The sequence below is a fragment of the Clostridium yunnanense genome (assembly GCF_016595795.1).
GTDB classification, from domain to species: Bacteria; Bacillota; Clostridia; order Clostridiales; family Clostridiaceae; genus Clostridium_AR; species Clostridium_AR yunnanense.
In genome coordinates, this window is record NZ_JAENHN010000047.1 from 1 (window position 1) to 19,706 (window position 19,706).

Genomic DNA, 19,706 nt, shown 5'->3' on the forward strand with positions numbered 1-19,706 from the left:
CCAATTAACTTAAGCAGTTTTTAAAACAAAGCAGCTGATAAAACTAAAAACTCTTAGTTTTATCAGCTACTTTTAAACTATTTAAATAAATCGCTCCTGAAAAACTAAAGTTTTTCAGTGCCCTCGAAAGTCGCTTCAGTGATTTTTTATATTATGCTATATATTCATTATCTACTGGGTCACTATTAAAGCTTGTTTGAGATGATTTTGAGGTTATCTTTTCCTGTATTGATATTAAAGCAGGAATAACTATTGGAAGTAATACAACGCTTAGTAGGAATAATCCAGTAACTACACAAATAGCTAGTTCCATAAGAACATGTATATTTGATGGATATAATGTAGCAAAAGTACCTGCAAGAATTATCGCTGCAGACATTACTACGCCTCCTACATTTTTAGCTGCAAGTATTATTGCTTCCTTTGGATTTGTATTTGGATATTCTTTAAAACGAGTCATTAAGAATATACTATAGTCAACTCCTAGAGCAGCTATTACTACAAAGGAGAAGAATGGTACGTTCCAAGACATTCCGTCAACATTACTAAATAGCTTAGCGGTTAAGAACGCTGTTACTGAAATTGCTGTATAGTAGGCTGCAACTAGAGAACCAACTATATATACAGGTATCCAGAAGGATCTTATTACTAAAACTAATAGTACAAATATAGCACCAAGAACTATTATTTGAGTAAAAGTTATATCGTGAGTTGCTATATTGTTTAAATCATTAGTAGTTGCTGTTGGACCAGCTACACCAAATTTAGCATCTGCAAGCTTTGATCCCTTTAATTCATTCTTAACCAAGTCATTTATTTCGTTAATTGTCTTCATTGATTCTTCTGCATACGGATCTGAGTCAAGATTGATAGTTAACTTAGTTATCTTTCTATCGCTAGACATATAAGCATCAAACATTTTTGTAAGGTCTGATTTCTCAAAGGCTTCCTTAGGGATAAAGAAACTCTTTGTTCCATTTGTTAACTGTGTTAAGAAATCATTAGTTTTATTTATACCGTCATAGATTGAGCCTAAACCATTGCTGCTCTTACCTATACCGTCTTTAAGTTGAGTTAAGCCGCCAGTTAATTTGTTTAAGCCGTCATATAATTTATCTTGGCCATCTTTTATTTTGCCAGCGCCATCTTGTAATTTTGCCATGTTGTCAATTATAGCCTTCTGACCAGCATTACCTTGTCTTAAACCTGCTGCTAAACCAGCTTCACCTTGTTCTAATTGAGCTATTCCTTGAACTAGTTTTGAATTTGGACTTGTACTAGCTATGATTAGGTTTAAACCATCATTTAGACCTAATAATCCAGTTGTTAGTTGATTATAGGTTGCATTAAATTCAGTAACTTTTCCTGAAAGTCCATCTAATGTAGCCGAAAGTGTTGCTAGTGTACCTCTAAGTTTAAGGATATCAGGATCGTTAGCAGGAACTTTTGTTGCAAGTGAATCTACAGTTGAGTTCATTGATATTATAAATTGTTTAAGTCCTGATATTTGAACTGGAAGAGCATTATAAAACTGTCCGATACCAGCATATCCCTGTTGGATTGTGGCTAGTTTACCATGGATAGTTTGAAGTCCTCCGTTTATTTCAGCAACTCCACCTTTTACGCCTGAGATACCAGAAGTAAGTTTATCGGCGCCATTAGCCCCTTGATCTATACCAGCGCTTATTTTCTTAAGACCATCTGTAATTGCGCCCATACCATTTTGTATTGCGCCTGTACCAGTTGAAAGCTCTTTAACACTTGAAAAATCAGGAGTAGTAAGACTACTGTCTATCTTCTTTAATCCATCATTTATTTGACCTACACCACCATTAGCAGAGCCTAACCCGTCCACTACTGTCTTTGTTTGAGAGTTTGTGTAGAAGTTTTCTATAGCATCACCTTTTGGCTGAGTAACACTTGATACCTGCTGTATACCTTTTTGATTTTTAAGCTTCTCTGTTAGAGAATCTATAACTGCTAAATCTTCATTGTTATCCATAGCATCTTTGTTTTCGATAACTACAGTAGTAGGCATAGCCTTACCTCTACCCATCTTGTCTGCAATTAGATTGAAGCCTTTAACAGATGGTGTATCAGCACTTAAATCTTTAAGACTATCAAAGGATAGTTTTGTACTATTAAATGCGATTACTGGAGTTATTATAGCTGCCACAAGTATTATAGATATAGCTGGATGTTTAACTGAGGCCGAAGTAACTTTTTCCCAAAGCTTGTTTTCTTTATGACCTGAAACATTATGTGAAGGCCAGAATAGCTTTCTAGCAAGCAACTTCATTAATAGTGGAGTTAAGGTTACAAGTTCAATCAATAGCACTGCTATACCAATAGCTACAGCATTAGCTGAACGATATATTGGGAAGCTAACAAAAGTTAAACTAGCAAAGGCCATAAATACTGTTAGTCCACTATATATAACTGTTTTTCCAGCAGTTTTGTAAGTTGTAACTATGGCGTCATCTATTGAAAGACCATGTCCCAATTCTTCTTTGAATCTATTGAAAAGTAATATATTATAGTCTGTACCTATACCAAACAACACAAGAATTACGAACATTTGTGTTAAGCTTGTTATAGGGAAGTTAAATGCATTGATTAGTATTCCTATTATACCCATAGAGCAAAGATAAGAAACACCAACGGCAAGTAGTGATACGAAAGGTGTAACTATTGAACGGAACATTATCATTAGTACTACTAATATAAAACCTACAGTGATAAAAGCACTTTTATCTACACCTTTATTAGTAGCAGCTAAGTAATCATTATTAATAGCTAGTTCACCAGTTATATAGTGAGTTGTCTTAACATCTTTTAAAGCATCTTCAAAAGCACTTATTATGGTTTCACTATCTTTAGTACCTTTTTCATAAGTAACTTGAGCTATTAGAGTAGTACCATCCTTAGAGATCATCTGGTCCTTAGCTTCAGGCGTTCCGAAAGGATCCATTATACCGTTTATTTTTAGTTCATCTTTCTTATCGTTAAGACTTTGTATACCTTTTTCGATATCCTTCATTTCTTCATCAGATAGTTTATTTGGGTCATTAAACACAAATATAGCAGTGTCACCTTTTGAAGTCCCCATTTTGTTTATCATCTCTGATGCTTGCTTTGATGGCGAATCATCACTTATTGAAGCTTGACCTTTTTGGTTTAATATCTGCTTTAGGTTAGGTTGATTTATGGTAAATAAAACTGTTGCAATTATCCATATAGCTAACAAAACCCATCGAAATTTTAGCATCTTTCTCATGTATTTATCTCCTTTGTCTCTTCTTATATTATAGATATTTCAGGTGAAAGTATTAAAAATGAATTTAGTGTTGTGAATGTTTGACAGAGCAATAATGCTTTAGGTTTCATGCAAAAATTTGAGGCTATAGTGCTTAAAGTTATTACTCATAAGCTACTTTTAAAAAGTTCATATTAGCATTGGATGGACACATTTTTTAAAACGTCCTCTATTCCTTGTTTTACATGTGCCTCCTCATAAGCTATACCTAAGGCTTGAAGGTTATAGATTGTAAGTGCATAGGCATAGTTTGTTAAGCTAGTAGGAGTATCACTCTGAAGCCATTCCATAATTACGTTATAGAGTGTACCAATGAAAGCTAAAGAGCATATCTTAACATCAGGGGTTTTAAGATCACCGGCTTGCTTCATTTGTTCAAAATAATTTGAAGTGTAGCTCACGTACTTTTGAGTGATCTCATATCGCCTTTTTTCGAACCTAGAGTTTAGGCCAACTGCTTCAATAAGCAGAATTCTTGCTAGAGGTTTGTTTAATTCAATAGCCTTTAGAAAGAAAGTTATAGCCTTGCTAAAACCTAAATCAATTTCCTTGTTTATGTTATCTAGCGAATTAATTAAAGCATTAAAAAATTCCTCAGATACGTCATCATAAAGTGTATCAAACAGATCTTCCTTGTTCTTAAAATAGAAATAAAAGGTTCCTACAGATATATCAGCAGCATCAACAACATCTTTAACAGTAGTGCTATGATATCCATTTACAGAAAAAACCTTTATTGCAGTTTCAAGAATATGTTTCTTTTTTAAGTCTTTTCTTTCTTGTGTTTCCTTTGAACTTTTGTAAACCATTATATTACCTCATTTCAAGCATAGAATGACGCTTCATTTTATGCTTATTATAATTCTAATTTAGGTTAAATGTCAATGTTGTGAAAATGTTTACTTTGCTTTTATATAAAATAATTTAGTAGGCATATTAATATAGGATAAACAATTCAATGAATTTTATATGATGGGTGCTAATGAAGGTAACGAATAATATGGTTGGGTAGCGTATAAAGGAAATGCAAAAGCAAATTAAAATAAATCTATAAGTTAAATAAAAAAACTAAAGCAATGCATAGTATATCAGCATAGCTTTAGTTTTTTTGAAGAGAAATGAACATTTAATTGAATTATCTTATTAGTATAATATATGTAGGAAGAACAAAAGAAATTATGGCTATAAGTAATGAACCGATTGCAGATAGTTTATTATTTTTCCATTGATACTTTGCAAAGCTTAATAAATACATATTAAGAATTAAAATTATTATTATTGCAATAAACTTCATAAAGGTCAGTCTCCTAACATAAAGTTTTTAATTACTTTTCTCGCTAGATAATATTTCTGAGTTATATATCTTAGTTCCATTACGTCTTATGACAAATTCTACTTCTGTATGGACCTCTGAATCTTTAAATTTCTTAAGCCAATGATAATCTTCGAAGTCTTGTATTGTACTAAATTGAGTAGAGGCATAAGAACCAAATCTAAATACATCTGTTTTTAATAATTGGCATTTTTCAATTGTTTTATCTATTTGATTTTTTATTGAAACCTTAAAAGCATCTTCAATTAAAGGTCTTAACTTATTGCTATCATAATCGATAGTACTTTGAATAGAGTTAATATCACCTTCAAGGAATATCTTTAGATTAATAATTGGTCTATCGTCTTTCATATTTACTTTTATTTTAGGTGGTTTTTGAGGTCGAATATTAAGTGCAACAACTTTTTTTTCTTCGATAGGATCTTGAATAAAGAAAAAACCCCTTTCGAATTCATTTCGTATCATAAGAAGGGCTCTGGTTTCATCACCAGTTAGTTCACCAACCATTTTTCCTCCATCGAATATAGCAGAACCAAAGAACTCTGTAGGAGTTCCACCTTTACGTGGAAGCTGCCCTGCATAATAGGACCCACCAGAAGAGAAATTTGAGTTATCAAATCCATTGATTTCATGAAAATTTTCACCATTATTTGTTGAACCTAATGGTAGCAAAGGCTGCTCTATAGGACTTTTAATTTCATCAATCAGGTCTCTGTAAGTAGCAATAGGGAAGTAACCGGATTTTTTTGATTGAAACATTAAGCCTTCCTCCATTTTTGATAGAGAATGAGTTGTAACTGGGATATTATTTTCAAGAAATTTTCTTGCAGAACCTTTAGTTACGGCACAATACGTATCTCGTCTTACTTCCCGTTTTCTAATAATACCATTTACATAAGGGTCTATTCCTTCTTTTGCTAGTTCTTCAGAAAAAATCATAAGATTTGTATGATTAAAGGTTAATTCTCTGGAAATATAAGAATTTATCATATTAATTCCATTAAAAAAAGTAGGGCAATCTACTGATAGAATCAATATATCACCTTTTTGTGAACTAGTTATTCCACCTTCATTGGCGCTATTGTTTGAATTTTTATCAGAAGAAGTAAGTTGAACAGTTAATCTAAGTTTATCTGCTACGCCTTTTTCTAAACCTACGCTATGCACATATGCGAATTCTGTTACTTCATTTGAGTCAAAACATCCTGAAAGTATTGAAGAAGATATGGCGCATATCAAAAAAATAAAGATGATTTTACGCATTTTTTATCACCTTCTTTTTCCGTATGATATCTATAATAAGTGCAGCAAAAGGTAAAGCAAAAAATACAACCCAGCCATATTGTCTTAATATAGTGATAAAACTCATAAGATTCATAAGATTATTTGGTATCATACTCAATGCAAAAAGTATAATTGCTGATGGAATTATTAAAGGACGCATGTCTTGTATCCTGAAGGCTTTGCAATAAGTTGATAAAAAGGTATAAAATAGTGTGCTTACTGAAATTAATGTACCGATACTCCAGGAAAATATAAATATAGGATCAAGCCTATTAAAGAAAAAGCCTAACTGTATTACTCTGGTCATGGTGTACATTAGCGAAGTTACTTCTTGTGCTTGAGAATATCTGAAAATTAAAGTGGACGAAAGGTAAGCCGCTGATATTAAACAACCAGATATTATTAAGGATGTAAAGCCAATTTTTTTTAAGTGTTTTGTGCCTTGCAAAGATTGTGCTATGACTCCAAGTATTACTACCTCACCATAAAAAGAACTTTCCTTAAGGCCAAAAACTACGGTAGGTTTTATACCATAACCTAATAAAGGAAATAAATTGTGATAATCAAAATGATTGTAATTAAAAACTATGGTTCCAATAAAGCTTAAAAGTATAAAGTATCCGATGTGCTTAGAGAAACGTGCAATAGTTTCGAGTCCTAAGAAGCAAATGATAGTTATCACTACAATTTGTGTAAAAATATGAAAAACAAGCGGAGTTTCAGGGATAACGTAAACTTTCGAAACTTCACTAAATTCTCTTAAAAGTACAGCTCCATTTACTAACAGCATGATTGATAAAATAATAGATGCAATAGAACCTAATAGACGGCCAAAAGATTTTTCGAAAGCAAATACTAGGTCTTTGTCAGGAAAACGCTTTAGCAAAATATAAATAAATGTAAAACCAACAATTGCAGTAGCAGCAGATATTAAAGTCATATACCAGGTAGAAGTTCCTAAAGCTTTAACAGTCATACTTGGGCCTACGAAGTATATTTTGACTGAAATAATAATTACAATAAGTGTTATAGCTTCTTGAACACCGATTTTTCCTTCTTTAATCACTTGTTTCCACCTTCTTTAGCTTTATTATCTAGTTTGGAAGAAGTTTTTTGCCTTTTTCTATCTACTGTATTTAAGAAATCAGGTCTTAATTTCTGACTAATTATTGGTTTCCTTATAATTAAATCAGCAGAATCCTTATTAGTAGGAGACACCGGAGAAAGGTAAGGAACACCAAAGGATTTTAAGCTACAGGCTAAGCCGCTAATAATAACAATTCCTTCTGTTATGCCTAAAAAACCAAGTATGGATGCTAAAAATATAAAGAAAAATCTTAACATCCGAAGACCTAAGGACACTGAATAATTAGGAATCGAAAAGCTTCCAAGTCCTGTTATTGCTACAATGATAATCAATATTGGGCTCACAAGCTTTGCAGCTACTGCAGCCTGACCTAATATAAGTGCACCTACAATACCAAGGGTTTGACCTATTACACCTGGTACACGAATACCGCCTTCACGAATAAGTTCAAAAGAAAATTCCAGCATTAGTATTTCAATTAGTGTTGGAAAGGGAACCTCTTCCTTTGAGGTTGCCATTGCAGCTAATAATTCTGTTGGAATTGCTTCGTGATGAAATAGTGAGAGAGCTACATAAAGTGCTGGTGCCAAAACTGTTACGAGCATCCCCGCAAGCCTTATTATTCTCAAAAATGAGCCATATTGCCAGCGAAGGAAGGTATCCTCCTGGGCATGAATAAAATCATAAAAGGTAGCAGGTACAATATCAATAAAAGGAGTACCATCTACAATAATAGCCACTCTACCGTCTAGGAGGTAGTTAGCGGTTCTATCAGGTCTCTCTGTATTTAATATTTGAGGAAAGATTGAGTATTTACTATCCTCTATATATTGGGTTAACAACCCGCCTCCGATAATAAAATCTGTATCTATACTTGCTATTCTTTTCTTAGCTTCATTGACTATATCCATATTGGTTAAACCGTCAATATACAGGATTGAACAAAAGGCTTGATTGGTTTTACTAACTTTCATTACTTCAGCTTTTAGATTTTGGTTTTTTATTATTCTTCTAATCAAGCTCACATTTGTACGCATGTTTTCTGTAAAGGCTTCCTGAGACCCAAGAATAACGTTTTCAGCGGTAGGTTTATCTACAGCACGTTTTTCAAAGCCTTTTGAATCGATAATAAGCACTTGATTGGAACCATCAATAAATAAAGCTGAGTTTCCGCTTAGAACATTTATTATGGAACTAGGAAAATCATTTTCTTTAGAAACTTCATTTGCTGTGATTATGTTATCGTATATGTAATCATATAAGGTTACAGAATTCACATTGTTAAAGTAATCCTGGAAGTTCTCTACCTTCATAAGTTGCCTTATTACAAAATCACTGACAAACATTTTATCCACCATTCCATCAATGTAGACAATGAAAGCATCTATTTTTCTTGCAATTTTGAACTTCCTGATTTTAATATCATTATTATTTGTAATATCAAATTCCTTGTTTATTCTTTCGAGATTTATATTTATATCTGTTGAAATAAAATCATTATCAGATTGTAATGGAACTGGAGAGTTTGCATCCTTTGTTTTCGTTACTGGATTTTGAGCAGGATTTTTAGTACCTTCTCGATCACTTTCCAAAAGTTCGAAGGTAGTGTCTTCATTTGGTTTATATGTAAAGAGATTATTTAATAATTTAAACATAATATGAATCACCTTTGTAAGTTAATTTATATTAGTATTACACTGATTGGCTCTAATATTCATATAGACATACACTATATATTGGTAATGAAGCTAGGTTTAATATGGAATTGATTGATCTTTATATAAAAAAGTACGTGGTAAGAGGGGGAGGACCAGAAGGAAGTGGCAGGAGTGTATAATATAAATTAATAGTTGAGTTAGGAACTCCATAATAAAATCATTGTCGACTTTTTAAAAATATTAAATATGAAAGTTATATTAAAAATATAGAAAATTCTTAATAAATACTGGAAATTATTAATGAAAGGTGTATAATAAAAATATACAATGATAACTGTTATCAATTGATTAGGGGCTAAGTTTATTTCACAATAAAGATAAAGAAAGAAGCCTAGGAAACTTATAACAATAAATTAAATCATTATTTATAGAATTTTATATATTAAAATTAATAATAATATAGAATATCTGAAGTTGTGAGAGGAGTGGAAAATATGAAAAAGTTAGTTTTAATAAGACATGGAGAAAGTCTTTGGAATTTAGAAAATAAATTTACTGGGTGGACAGATGTGGACTTATCTGAAAATGGACTTATAGAGGCAAGAAAAGCAGGCAAGATACTTAAGGAAAACGGATTTACTTTTGATGTTGCATACACTTCAGTATTGAAGAGAGCTGTAAGAACCTTGTGGATAATACTTCACGAGATGGATCTTATGTGGATACCTATCCATAATTCTTGGAAGCTTAATGAAAGACACTATGGTGCACTTCAAGGACTAAATAAACAAGAAACTGCTGAAAAGTACGGAGAAGAGCAGGTTCATAAATGGAGAAGATTTGTTGATGTTAGACCACCAGAGCTTACTAAAGATGATCCAAGGTATCCTGGTCATGAAGTCAAATATAAAGGATTATCAGAAGATCAATTGCCTTTGACAGAAAATCTAGCAGATACTGAAAAAAGAGTATTGCAGGACTGGTTTCAAGAAATAGTTCCCGCTCTAAAGGAAGATAAGAAGGTTATAATAGCGGCACATGGTAATACTTTGAGAGCTTTAGTTAAGTATTTAGATAATATATCTAGTGATGGAATAGCAAGTCTTAATATACCAACAGGAACACCTTTGGTATATGAACTTAATGACGATCTAACTCCAATTAGACATTATTATTTATCTTTAGACGGAAAGCTTCCAGAAATGGCAATACCAAAAGATATTAATGAAAGTAAGCAATTAGTAGGAAAAGCGTAATGATACTTTGATTTCAAAAGTTATTATAGAGTTCCTATATTGAAGCTTAATTTGTACTTGTTCGAAAATCCTGTTATTTTATTCTTTAGGAATTTATAACTAAATTATATTTGCGGATAAAGATGTACCACTTCGATCAGAAATCTATTTTCAAAACTCCTCTGGGTTCTGAGAGGAGAATTCGAAAATATAAATTTTATTACGAAGTGGTACATCTATAATTATGCTAACAGACTTAAGACATAGTATAGTCTGTGATCCCCAACCTATTTCCGAAAGGATCCTCAAATTCTACTGCCATTCCTGTCCTTATAGGGAAAGGGGAAGATAAAAAGTTTACTCCATTACTTTTCATTTTCTCGTATTCTGTATTAACATCTTCAACTACAAACCAAGTAGTAGGTTTTGCATCTTTAAATTTATTTCTATCTTTTAATATAAGGGCAGGTTCATTGTTACCTACATTAAAAGCTATCATGCCTTGATTTGAAAAATCAAATTTTAATGGCAAGCCAAGGGTATTCATGTAGTAGTCTTTAGCTGAAGTAATGTCATCTACTGGTAAAAAGAAATTATCATAATCTTTCATAATACACCTCTTAAGTTTTATTATAGTAATATAATTGATTAGAGTTTTTCCCAAGCAGGAAGCTTATGCATCATAGCTTTAGCAGCTTCATTAGCAACATCAGGGTTCAATCCTTGAGTTTTGATTATGAAGTTAGTTAATGAATCAAGTTTTTCGTCATATGATTGCATTGTTCCGTCAGGTCGTGAGCAGTATTTGCAATAGTCTTTTTTCTCATCTCTATCTGCAAAATCCTCAATGTTTTTCATTGGCATCCCGCATGCAATACAAGTTTTCATTTTCTAATTACCTCCTAAGTTATATTTTTATTAAATTAATATAATGAGCTAATAATTCAGTTCCATAAGTTTTTAGTACAAACTGATTTGGTGAAAAAAGATCACCATTGGTTAAATAGTAATGTATTAATCCAATCCAAGTGTTATAAAGTAAGTCAATAGGAATAGGACGGATATTTCCAAGAGATATCTCTCTTTCGGCAGCTAAGCTAATATGATGAGAGATAGTTGAATTAATACTTATATAGACATTACGAACTTCTTTAGGTAAAAGCCGTCTTTCAATCACGAGCCTTGTATAAAAATCTTCAAACTCAGATAATCCAGTTATATGAGCTTTTAACAAATCCTCTAAAGTACTTTCTTCACTGACTAGTTCGTGGAGACGAGTAGTAATCTTATTACCAAACTCATTTATAACAGCTATAAGAAGATCTTCTTGAGTAGGGAAGTGTGAAAATACAGTTCCATGAGACACATTAGCTGCCTTTGCAATATCTATCGTTCTAGTTGATAAAATCCCATTTGAGCTAAATTGGTCCATTGCTATTGATATTAATTTGTTTCTGGTTTCTCTTTTTTGAATTTGTCTTTTATTTTCTGACATAGTAACACCTCGGTTGTTAAGTAAAAACTCATTGAGTTATGACTCAATAATATACTAATCATAAAATAATGTCAAGATATTCTGGAGAGGATTTACATTATTATTAGCATTGACACATTATAGAAAATATTATATAAATAAGATAATAATTTAATAAGGTCTTATTAAGAGTGGTGGAGGGACTGGCCCTTTGAAACCCAGCAACCAGTATGTTTCATTTGCATACATGGTGCTAAATCCTGCAGCAATGCTGAAAGATAAGGAACGTGTTTTGTAAATCTCTTTTCTTTCAGTGAAGAGATTTTTTGTTTTTATGAAAAAATATTTAAAATAGGATACATATAAAGGATTCCTATATCGAAACTTAAGTTATACTTGTTCGATAATCCCGGCTTCTGGGGATTATAGGGCTCGTATAAATTAATAGTTGAGTTAGAAAGTGCATGGGTATTGCTGGTATCAAGGAATATGACGTGTAGTGAAGGTTAATCTTACTAATATTATTAAACTTACATTAAATTATGAATGGGGGCTTTATAAATGAAAGGCAATTTTAGTACAAGACTTACTCATCTTGGAGATAAAAATCCTAAATCAGTTTCAAGATCTAAGACTATTCCAATATCAATGACTTCAGTATTTGTATTTGATGATGTAGAAACTCTTGATAAAGTTTATGAAAGTGAAGAAGAAGGATATGTTTATTCAAGAAACGGTAATCCAGGGCATGATGCTTTAGAAGAGATAATAGCAGGAATAGATGAAGCAGAAGATGCTCAGGTGTTTTCCTCTGGAATGGGAGCAATAGCGATGTCTATAGTTGCTAATGTAAAAGCTGGGGATCATATAATAGCAGCTAGCGTTTTATACGGGGGGAGTTATACCTTTTTAAAGCAAGAGCTTGCAAAGTTTAATGTTGAGGTAACCTTTGTAGATGTGGTAAATGAAAGTATTGAACAGTATTTTAAGCCAAATACTAAGGTGGTGTATGTAGAAACTATATCAAATCCTTTGATGGAAGTTATTGATATAAAAGCTATAGCAGAATTGACACATAGACATAGTGCAAAGCTTATAGTAGATAACACCTTTGCTACAGGAGTAATATGTCAGCCATTAAAACTTGGTGCAGATATTGTTGTATACAGTGCTACAAAGTATATATGTGGGCATAGTGATGTTACAGGCGGTATTGTAGTTGCAGATAGAGAGAATGTAAATAGTATAAGAAATACAGGGGCTTTATATGGTCCTATGATGAGTCCTTTTGACGCTTGGCTTTTAATAAGAAGTCTAAGAACTTTGGAACTTAGACTAAAGAAGCACTCTGAAAATGCTTTAAAGCTTGCTGAATACTTAGAAAAACATGACAAGATAAAGAATGTTTACTATCCTGGTCTTAAAAGTTCACCTTACTTTGAGGTAGCAAAATCACTATTTAATGGAGATGACTTTGGAGGTATGCTAAGTATTGATGTCATAGATGGAGAAAGAGGAGCTTATGAATTAATACGAAATCTTGAAAGCATAAAATTTGTTCCAAGCCTTGCAGGAGTAACGACTTCAGTGTCATATCCAGTAAAGACTTCTCATAGAGCATTAACAGATGATGAACTTAAAAAAGCTAATATATCTAAAGGACTCATAAGAGTTTCTGTTGGACTCGAAGATATAGATGATATTATTGGGGAGTTTGATAAGGCTCTAGCAAAGATATAGATATGTATTTTACTATAAAGTTGGTAGATTACTAATTTTTTTAAGTATAGAATATTTACGATATAGAAATTATGCAACGTAACGAAAAGCACTTGAAATTATTACTAAAGATGTACCACTTCGAACTGAAAATTATTTTTAAAACTCTCATGGCTTTTGGTGAGAGAATTTAAAAATAATAAGTTTTATTACGAAGTGGTACATCCATATTAATTCTTTGCGCAAGCTCATTATAGCGTTGGATGAATAACCTATTAATTTCAGCATGATACATTCAATAACACCAAATATAAAAGTCTAGTTACGAGTTAGAAGTTTTATGTTTATCATATAGAGTTTATTAACGGATATTAGAAGTATATAACCAATTAAAGCGCCTATAAAGCTACTTATAGAAATTGCCATAATGTAATTTATTCTTATTGAGGACATCATAAAAAAGCTAAATAATATAATGAGATTTATTGTCAAAGGTAATGCAAGTAATAAAAGTTCAAGCTTCTTCTTTGATTTTGAGAAGAGTACCGGTACCCAATATCCTAGTGGTATAAAAATGCTCATAAAAAACACTGATGAAGGTAATAAACTAGAAACTGAAGCTAATTCTATTCCAGGTATAGGAGTTCTATTACCAATAAAGATAAATGATATAATCATAAGTAATCCAAATAATAGAGTTATTTTATTTCTATAGTTTGAAAGTGAATTCGCTACATTTAATCTTAAATGCTTTGCTTCTCCAAAGCTATCGATAGATTTTTTTATAGCCTCAGTTTCTGAGTAACCTTCAGACATGTACTGAAGCTTTAATAACTCCAAATGATCCTTGAATTCTGAGATTAGTTCTAGTTTTCTTTTTTTACTTATCTTTAAGTCTGAGACTATAGAACTAATGTATCTATCAAGTTCTTCCATGAAAACCCCTCCCTACAATTATTAATCAGTCTATTTAATGAATCCCATTCACTAAGTTTTTGTGACAACTTTTTTCTGCCGGCTGCGGTAATACTATAATATTTACGCCTACCACCGATTTCTGAACTTGACCAATAAGAGTGAATAAGTTCCTTTTTTTCTAGTCTTTGAAGTGCAGGATATAGTGTTCCTTCTCCCATGCTATAAAGCTCATTGCTTTTCTCTTTTAATTTTTTTGCAATTTCATAACCGTATAAATCTTCTTTTTCTATAAGTGATAAAAGAAGTATATCAATACTTCCTCTCATAAGTTCTTTATCCATAAAAAGCTCCTTCTATGTATTTTATTTCCATTAAGTACTATACTACATCGTGTGACTAGGTATGTAAAGATGGAAAAGAATAAATCGTACTACAAAATGTGACAAATTACCCTTTAAAAACTCACCTTATGACAGGGATGTATATATAGACAAAGATAATAGTGTTACATATAATCTAATCAAGCGAGTGTTTACTCGACATATCGGAGTCAGAGTGTATCAGCTTTTTCTAAAGATGAAAGAGAAAATAGTTCTAAAAGTTATAGATATGATATTAAAATAGTGCAAAAGCAATATGCCATTTTGCATTTGAAATGTAATACGATACAGAGGCATGTATTATTTATTAATAATTATATAGGATGGTGGAGCTATGAAAAGAATACTTATTGTAGATGATGCAGCTTTTATGAGGATGACTCTTAAGGTCATACTTGAAAGAAATGGATTTGAGGTTGTGGGTGAAGCTGCTAATGGAGTAGACGCAGTAGATAAATATATGAAATTAAAGCCAGATGTCGTAACGATGGATATAACAATGCCTGAAATGGATGGTGTGCAGGCGTTAGAGGAGATTATAAAGAAAGATCCTTCTGCAAAGGTAATTATGATTTCTGCTTTAGGGCAAGAGACCTGGATTAAGAAGGCAGTAATTTTAGGTGCCAAAGGATTTGTTGTTAAACCTTATAAGGAAGAATATATTGTTCAGAGCTTAAATAAGCTTTAGATACTTTGAGATTAATTTTAATAAAGAAAACTTTAGCTGCCTATAAGGGCAGCTTTTTCTCTATAGTATAGTAATTAACAAAAGCTTCAAATAGCAAACCTATAAGAACATTAGGGATTTATCATGATATAACGTATTAAATAAGTATTACTTTGGAATTTTTTTCAAGTTAAAAACAATATACAAAACTAAGTTTGCAAAATCTGCATAAATTGTCTTTAAAATTGAAAGATTAACGTAGAAAGGCAATTTATATTTACTATGTTAGAAGGTGTTAAGACTATGGGTAAGAAAAAAGAACTAACTCCAGAGCAAAAGGAGTATATGAACTTTGCAAGAAGTAAAGAACCTAAGAGGCCAGTTGTGAAGAATTGTATTAGAGCATTTTTAGTAGGTGGACTTATATGTACGATAGCGCAGTGTCTACAATGGGTATTCATTAGATATTTTGGATTTAATGAAAAAACTGCAGGAGCTCCAACTTCAGCAGTGCTGATAATAGTTTCTATTTTACTTACTGGACTGGGCGTTTATGATCATATCGCGCAGTGGGCAGGAGCAGGTACTGCAGTTCCAGTAACAGGTTTTGCTAATACTATGGCTTCAGCAGCTATAGAACACAGAAGTGAAGGATATGTTTTAGGAGTTGGGGGAAATATGTTTAAGCTTTCTGGATCGGTAATTGTTTTTGGAGTTTTTTCAGCTTTTGTGGTAGCTATAGTGAAGCTGACTATTAAGTGGTTAGGTGGGATGTAGAATGCTGAAAGGAAGACAAACTTGGATATTCGAATCTAAACCAGTGATAATTTCTTCTGCTGCAGTAGTTGGTCCTTTTGAAGGAAAAGGAGCTTTAGCTGAGGATTTTGATGTAATCCATGAAGATGTTTGGATGGGAGCTGATACTGTAGAAAGAGCTGAAAAAAGACTGTTAGAAGAAGCCTGCAATGTTGCAATAGAGAAAGCTGGCATGAAGAAAGAAGACATACAGTTTTTTATAAGTGGAGATCTGATGAATCAGATAATATCTAGCAGTTTTACTGCAAGGTCTTTAGATATGCCCTTTTTTGGTGTATTTGGAGCATGCTCTAGTTCAATGGAAGGTCTTGCATTGGCATCACTAATAGTTGATAGTAAAGCGGCACAATATGTATTGGCTGGAGCATCTAGTCACAATATAGCTGTAGAAAAACAGTTTAGATATCCTACAGAATATGGTGCACAAAAACCACCAACAGCTCAGTGGACAGTTACAGGTGCTGGAGTAGGTCTTATAGCACAACAAGGAGAAGGTCCAAAAGTAACCTCTGCAACTATAGGAAAGGTTGTGGATATGGGGATTGGCGATCCATATAATATGGGAGCAGCTATGGCACCTGCAGCAGCAGATACCATAGAAAATCATTTTAAGAATCTAAACATAGAGCCATCTTATTATGATTTAATCGCTACAGGAGACCTAGGGAGAGTAGGTCATGAATTAGTTATAGAGCTATTGAAGAAGAAAGGGATTGAGATGCCTAAGGATAAGTTTATGGACTGTGGGCTTATGATTTACAAGGATGATCAACCAGTAATGGCTGGAGGAAGCGGATGTGGATGCTCTGCTACTGTAACGTATGCGCATCTACTCAAACGGATGAAAAAAGGAGAATTAAAAAAAATACTAATTATAGCTACAGGGGCATTGTTATCGCCGATATCATATCAACAGGGAGAAACTATTCCTTGTATTGCCCATGCAGTATCCATTGAGATGTAAGGAGGCGATTGCTTAGATGATGACTTTTGTTTGGGCTTTTATAATTGGTGGACTTATATGTGTTATTGGTCAAATAATGATGGATATATTTAAATTAACACCTGCTCACACTATGAGTACACTAGTTGTAGCAGGTGCTGTTCTAGGGGGATTGGGTTGGTATGATGCGTTAGTGAAATTTGCAGGAGCTGGTGCTTCAACTCCTATAAGTAGCTTTGGTAACCAACTTGTAAAGGGAGCATTGATGGAAGCTGAGACTACAGGATTAATTGGTGTTTTAACTGGTATATTTGATATAACAAGTTCAGGGATTTCTGCAGCAATAATTTTTGCATTTATTGCAGCACTTGTGTTTAAGCCAAAAGGGTAGGACTAATGCAATTAGTATAAAAAACAACTTTTGATGAAAATAAATAATTAACTGATTAAGCCGTCGAGTAATATTCTATGGCTTTTTAGTCATAATAAAGATGTACCACTTCGAACTGAGATATATTTTTAAAACTCTCACGGGTTCTGGTGAGAGAATTTAAAAATAATAAGCTTTATTACGAAGTAGTATATCCATAAAAGGTAAAAAACTGAAAATATTTAAATATGAGCTTGAAAAATAATCGTGAAATAGGGTGATAAAATGCAAGGTAGCACAGTGACTGATATTAAAACTAACAAATTAATAGATGAGAAAAGTCCGTATCTTCTTCAACATGCCTATAATCCAGTAAACTGGTATCCATGGAATGAAGAGGCTTTTGAAAAAGCAAAAATAGAAAATAAACCTATATTCTTAAGTATAGGTTACTCAACTTGCCATTGGTGTCATGTTATGGCTCATGAGAGCTTTGAGGACGATGAAGTGGCTAAACTTATGAATGAAGCCTTTGTATCAATAAAGGTAGATAGGGAAGAGAGGCCAGATATAGATAATATCTATATGACAGTATGCCAGATGCTTACTGGAAGTGGGGGGTGGCCTTTAACTATAATAATGACTCCAGACAAAAAACCATTTTTTGCCGGCACTTATATACCTAAGACTAGTAAGTATGGAAGGATAGGTATGAGAGAACTTACTAATAAAACTAAGGAGCTTTGGAGTGAGGACAAAGATAGGATTTTTGATTCAGCAGAGCATATATCTGAAAGAATAAAAGAAGCGGCAAAGAATTCTCCAGGGGATTTATTGAGTGAAGAAGTTGTAGAGCTTTGCTTTAAGCAACTTAGTAATAGCTATGATAATAAGAATGGGGGATTTGGTAACTCGCCTAAGTTTCCAACACCTCATAATTTGTTATTCTTAATGAATTATTATCGTATAAATAAGGATCAAAAAGCCTTAGATATGGTTATTAAAACTTTAGATAGTATGAGCATGGGAGGAATTTATGATCATATAGGCTACGGATTTCATAGATATTCAACTGATGAAAAATGGCTACTTCCTCATTTTGAAAAAATGCTTTACGATCAAGCTATGCTTACTTTGGCCTATGCAGATTGTTATAACATTACAAAGAATGATTACTATAAGGAAATTGCAGAAGGTATATTAGGATACTGCAATAGAGTGTTATTGTCAAAAGAAGGCGCATTTTATTCGGCAGAAGATGCGGATAGTGAAGGAGAAGAAGGCAAGTTTTATGTATGGTCTATAAAAGAATTAAGAGATATATTAGATGATCAAGAACTTGAGCTTTTAAGTAGAGTATATAATTTAAAAGAAAACGGCAATTTTAAAGATGAGGCTACAAGAAGATTTACTGGTTATAACATACTTCATCTTAAAGAAAAATTAAGTGAACTCAGTCATGATAAGTATGATGATAACTTAAATAATACTTTAGATAAGATAAGAGACACATTGTTTAAGAAGAGAGAGCAAAGAGTACATCCTCATATGGATGATAAAATATTAACTGACTGGAATGGTCTTATTATAGCTGCTTTAAGCAAGGCAGCGGCTATATTTAACAGGGAGGATTTTACTAAAGTAGCTTCAAAGTGTGCTGATTTCTTTATTAATAGTATAGAAGATAATGGGAGTTTGTTTCATAGATATTGTAAAGGGCAGTGGAATATACTAGGCAATATTGATGACTATAGTTTTATGATATTTGGCTTAATAGAGCTTTATGAAGCTACCTTTAATGATAGATATCTAAAAAAAGCCATTGACCTAATGAATGAACAAATAAAGAATTTTTGGGACGACGAAGGAGGTTTTTATTTTACATCATCAAATGAAGAAGAAGTTCTTACTAGAATGAAGGAAATATATGATGGGGCAATACCTTCAGGAAATTCTATAACTTTTTTGAATCTTCTTAGACTCAGTAGAATAACAGGAAACACAGAATATGAAGAATACTGTGAGAAACTTCAAAAAGCATTTTCTAATATTATAAAGGAAAGTCCAATAGCTTATACTCAAATGGTTTCAGGTATACTTCTATCTCTTAGTAAAAGTGAAGAAATAGTTGTGGTAGGTGATATTAGCTCAGATGAGTTTAAAAATTATGTAAGCAGTATTAGGTCAGTATGTTCTCCGGCTTCAGTATTAGTTGCTAAGAATACCAATGAATCGCATCCCTTGATTCATGAAATAGCAGACTATACAAGATATCAAGATAAGGTGGATGACAAAACAACTATATATATATGTAGGAATTTTACTTGTAATGAGCCAGTGACAAGCTTGAGTGAAGCAATAAGAATGATTGGTAAATGAGGATAAGAAACCTCTACGTGAATTTATTCTAGAGCACTGATAAGGATTATTAAGATGTTATAACAATATTTCAGGCCTTTTTTGGAGTAATAAATTATTCTAAAAAGGCCTGAAAACTTTTAGTGCT

At 32.6% G+C, this 19,706-nt stretch carries 18 protein-coding genes and 1 riboswitch; of the genes, 7 read left to right on the forward strand and 11 right to left on the reverse strand.

Features of this window, described 5'->3' with window-relative positions; genetic code table 11:
* Positions 1-151: 151 nt before the first annotated feature.
* From JHL18_RS17160 to JHL18_RS17185, 6 genes are all read right to left on the reverse strand, one after another.
* Positions 152-3,277, reverse strand: a complete 3,126-nt coding sequence (locus tag JHL18_RS17160; RefSeq protein ID WP_200271486.1) for an MMPL family transporter — start codon at positions 3,275-3,277, stop codon at positions 152-154.
* Positions 3,278-3,450: 173 nt separating this feature from the next.
* Positions 3,451-4,125: a TetR/AcrR family transcriptional regulator gene (locus JHL18_RS17165; RefSeq protein WP_200271488.1), complete on the reverse strand. Its 675-nt coding sequence runs from the start codon at positions 4,123-4,125 to the stop codon at positions 3,451-3,453.
* Between the two features lie 326 nt (positions 4,126-4,451).
* Positions 4,452-4,610: a hypothetical protein gene (locus JHL18_RS17170; RefSeq protein WP_200271491.1), complete on the reverse strand. Its 159-nt coding sequence runs from the start codon at positions 4,608-4,610 to the stop codon at positions 4,452-4,454.
* 27 nt (positions 4,611-4,637) lie between these two features.
* Positions 4,638-5,912 carry a Ger(x)C family spore germination protein gene (locus JHL18_RS17175; RefSeq protein ID WP_200271493.1) on the reverse strand — a complete coding sequence of 425 codons (1,275 nt, stop codon included), beginning with the start codon at positions 5,910-5,912 and terminating at the stop codon, positions 4,638-4,640.
* Positions 5,905-6,999 (reverse strand): endospore germination permease, encoded by a 1,095-nt coding sequence (locus JHL18_RS17180; RefSeq protein ID WP_200271495.1) that lies wholly within the window; start codon positions 6,997-6,999, stop codon positions 5,905-5,907. Before JHL18_RS17180 ends, JHL18_RS17175 begins: the two co-directional genes overlap by 8 nt.
* Positions 6,996-8,675, reverse strand: coding sequence for a spore germination protein (locus JHL18_RS17185; RefSeq protein WP_207753047.1), 1,680 nt, complete (start codon positions 8,673-8,675; stop codon positions 6,996-6,998). The genes JHL18_RS17180 and JHL18_RS17185 overlap by 4 nt, the downstream gene beginning before the upstream one ends.
* Before the next feature lie 497 nt (positions 8,676-9,172).
* On the opposite strand from JHL18_RS17185, the gene gpmA reads away from it, so the two are divergent.
* Entirely contained in the window at positions 9,173-9,934 is a 762-nt protein-coding gene (gene gpmA, locus JHL18_RS17190) for a 2,3-diphosphoglycerate-dependent phosphoglycerate mutase (RefSeq protein WP_200271498.1), read from the forward strand.
* Positions 9,935-10,169: 235 nt separating this feature from the next.
* Here the strand turns inward: gpmA and JHL18_RS17195 are convergent, their stop codons facing one another.
* Genes JHL18_RS17195 through JHL18_RS17205 form a run of 3 tightly spaced genes read right to left on the reverse strand, consistent with a single transcriptional unit; the run spans position 10,170 to position 11,408 of the window.
* Positions 10,170-10,523, reverse strand: coding sequence for a VOC family protein (locus JHL18_RS17195; RefSeq protein ID WP_200271500.1), 354 nt, complete (start codon positions 10,521-10,523; stop codon positions 10,170-10,172).
* Between the two features lie 38 nt (positions 10,524-10,561).
* The gene (locus JHL18_RS17200) at positions 10,562-10,801 is read right to left on the reverse strand and encodes a zinc ribbon domain-containing protein (RefSeq protein ID WP_200271502.1); all 240 of its coding nucleotides are present in this window, start codon (positions 10,799-10,801) and stop codon (positions 10,562-10,564) included.
* A 19-nt stretch (positions 10,802-10,820) separates the two neighbouring features.
* A complete protein-coding gene (locus tag JHL18_RS17205; protein ID WP_200271504.1) occupies positions 10,821-11,408 on the reverse strand; it encodes a TetR/AcrR family transcriptional regulator in 588 nt (195 codons plus the stop codon).
* 158 nt (positions 11,409-11,566) lie between these two features.
* A riboswitch (SAM riboswitch) is annotated at positions 11,567-11,672 on the forward strand.
* 276 nt (positions 11,673-11,948) lie between these two features.
* Here JHL18_RS17205 and JHL18_RS17210 point away from each other — a divergent pair.
* Entirely contained in the window at positions 11,949-13,127 is a 1,179-nt protein-coding gene (locus JHL18_RS17210) for a trans-sulfuration enzyme family protein (protein WP_200271506.1), read from the forward strand.
* A 297-nt stretch (positions 13,128-13,424) separates the two neighbouring features.
* Here the strand turns inward: JHL18_RS17210 and JHL18_RS17215 are convergent, their stop codons facing one another.
* Together JHL18_RS17215 and JHL18_RS17220 are read right to left on the reverse strand one after the other, a co-directional pair.
* Positions 13,425-14,042 (reverse strand): permease prefix domain 1-containing protein, encoded by a 618-nt coding sequence (locus JHL18_RS17215; protein ID WP_200271508.1) that lies wholly within the window; start codon positions 14,040-14,042, stop codon positions 13,425-13,427.
* On the reverse strand, positions 14,009-14,365 hold the full coding sequence (locus JHL18_RS17220; protein WP_200271510.1) for a PadR family transcriptional regulator: 357 nt from the start codon (positions 14,363-14,365) through the stop codon (positions 14,009-14,011). The genes JHL18_RS17215 and JHL18_RS17220 overlap by 34 nt, the downstream gene beginning before the upstream one ends.
* Positions 14,366-14,738: 373 nt before the next feature.
* Between JHL18_RS17220 and JHL18_RS17225 the strand changes: the two genes are divergently transcribed.
* The 5 genes from JHL18_RS17225 to JHL18_RS17245 all read left to right on the forward strand — a co-directional run bounded on the left by JHL18_RS17225 (position 14,739) and on the right by JHL18_RS17245 (position 19,579).
* A complete protein-coding gene (locus tag JHL18_RS17225) occupies positions 14,739-15,092 on the forward strand; it encodes a response regulator (protein WP_200271512.1) in 354 nt (117 codons plus the stop codon).
* A gap of 282 nt (positions 15,093-15,374) precedes the next feature.
* Positions 15,375-15,848, forward strand: coding sequence for a stage V sporulation protein AC (gene spoVAC, locus JHL18_RS17230; RefSeq protein ID WP_200271514.1), 474 nt, complete (start codon positions 15,375-15,377; stop codon positions 15,846-15,848).
* A gap of 1 nt (position 15,849) precedes the next feature.
* Positions 15,850-16,851 carry a stage V sporulation protein AD gene (gene spoVAD / locus JHL18_RS17235; RefSeq protein WP_200271516.1) on the forward strand — a complete coding sequence of 334 codons (1,002 nt, stop codon included), beginning with the start codon at positions 15,850-15,852 and terminating at the stop codon, positions 16,849-16,851.
* A gap of 16 nt (positions 16,852-16,867) precedes the next feature.
* Positions 16,868-17,221, forward strand: coding sequence for a stage V sporulation protein AE (gene spoVAE / locus JHL18_RS17240; RefSeq protein ID WP_200271518.1), 354 nt, complete (start codon positions 16,868-16,870; stop codon positions 17,219-17,221).
* A 264-nt stretch (positions 17,222-17,485) separates the two neighbouring features.
* Complete coding sequence (locus JHL18_RS17245; protein WP_200271520.1) at positions 17,486-19,579, forward strand: thioredoxin domain-containing protein; 2,094 nt, start codon at positions 17,486-17,488, stop codon at positions 19,577-19,579.
* Positions 19,580-19,706: the final 127 nt, after the last annotated feature.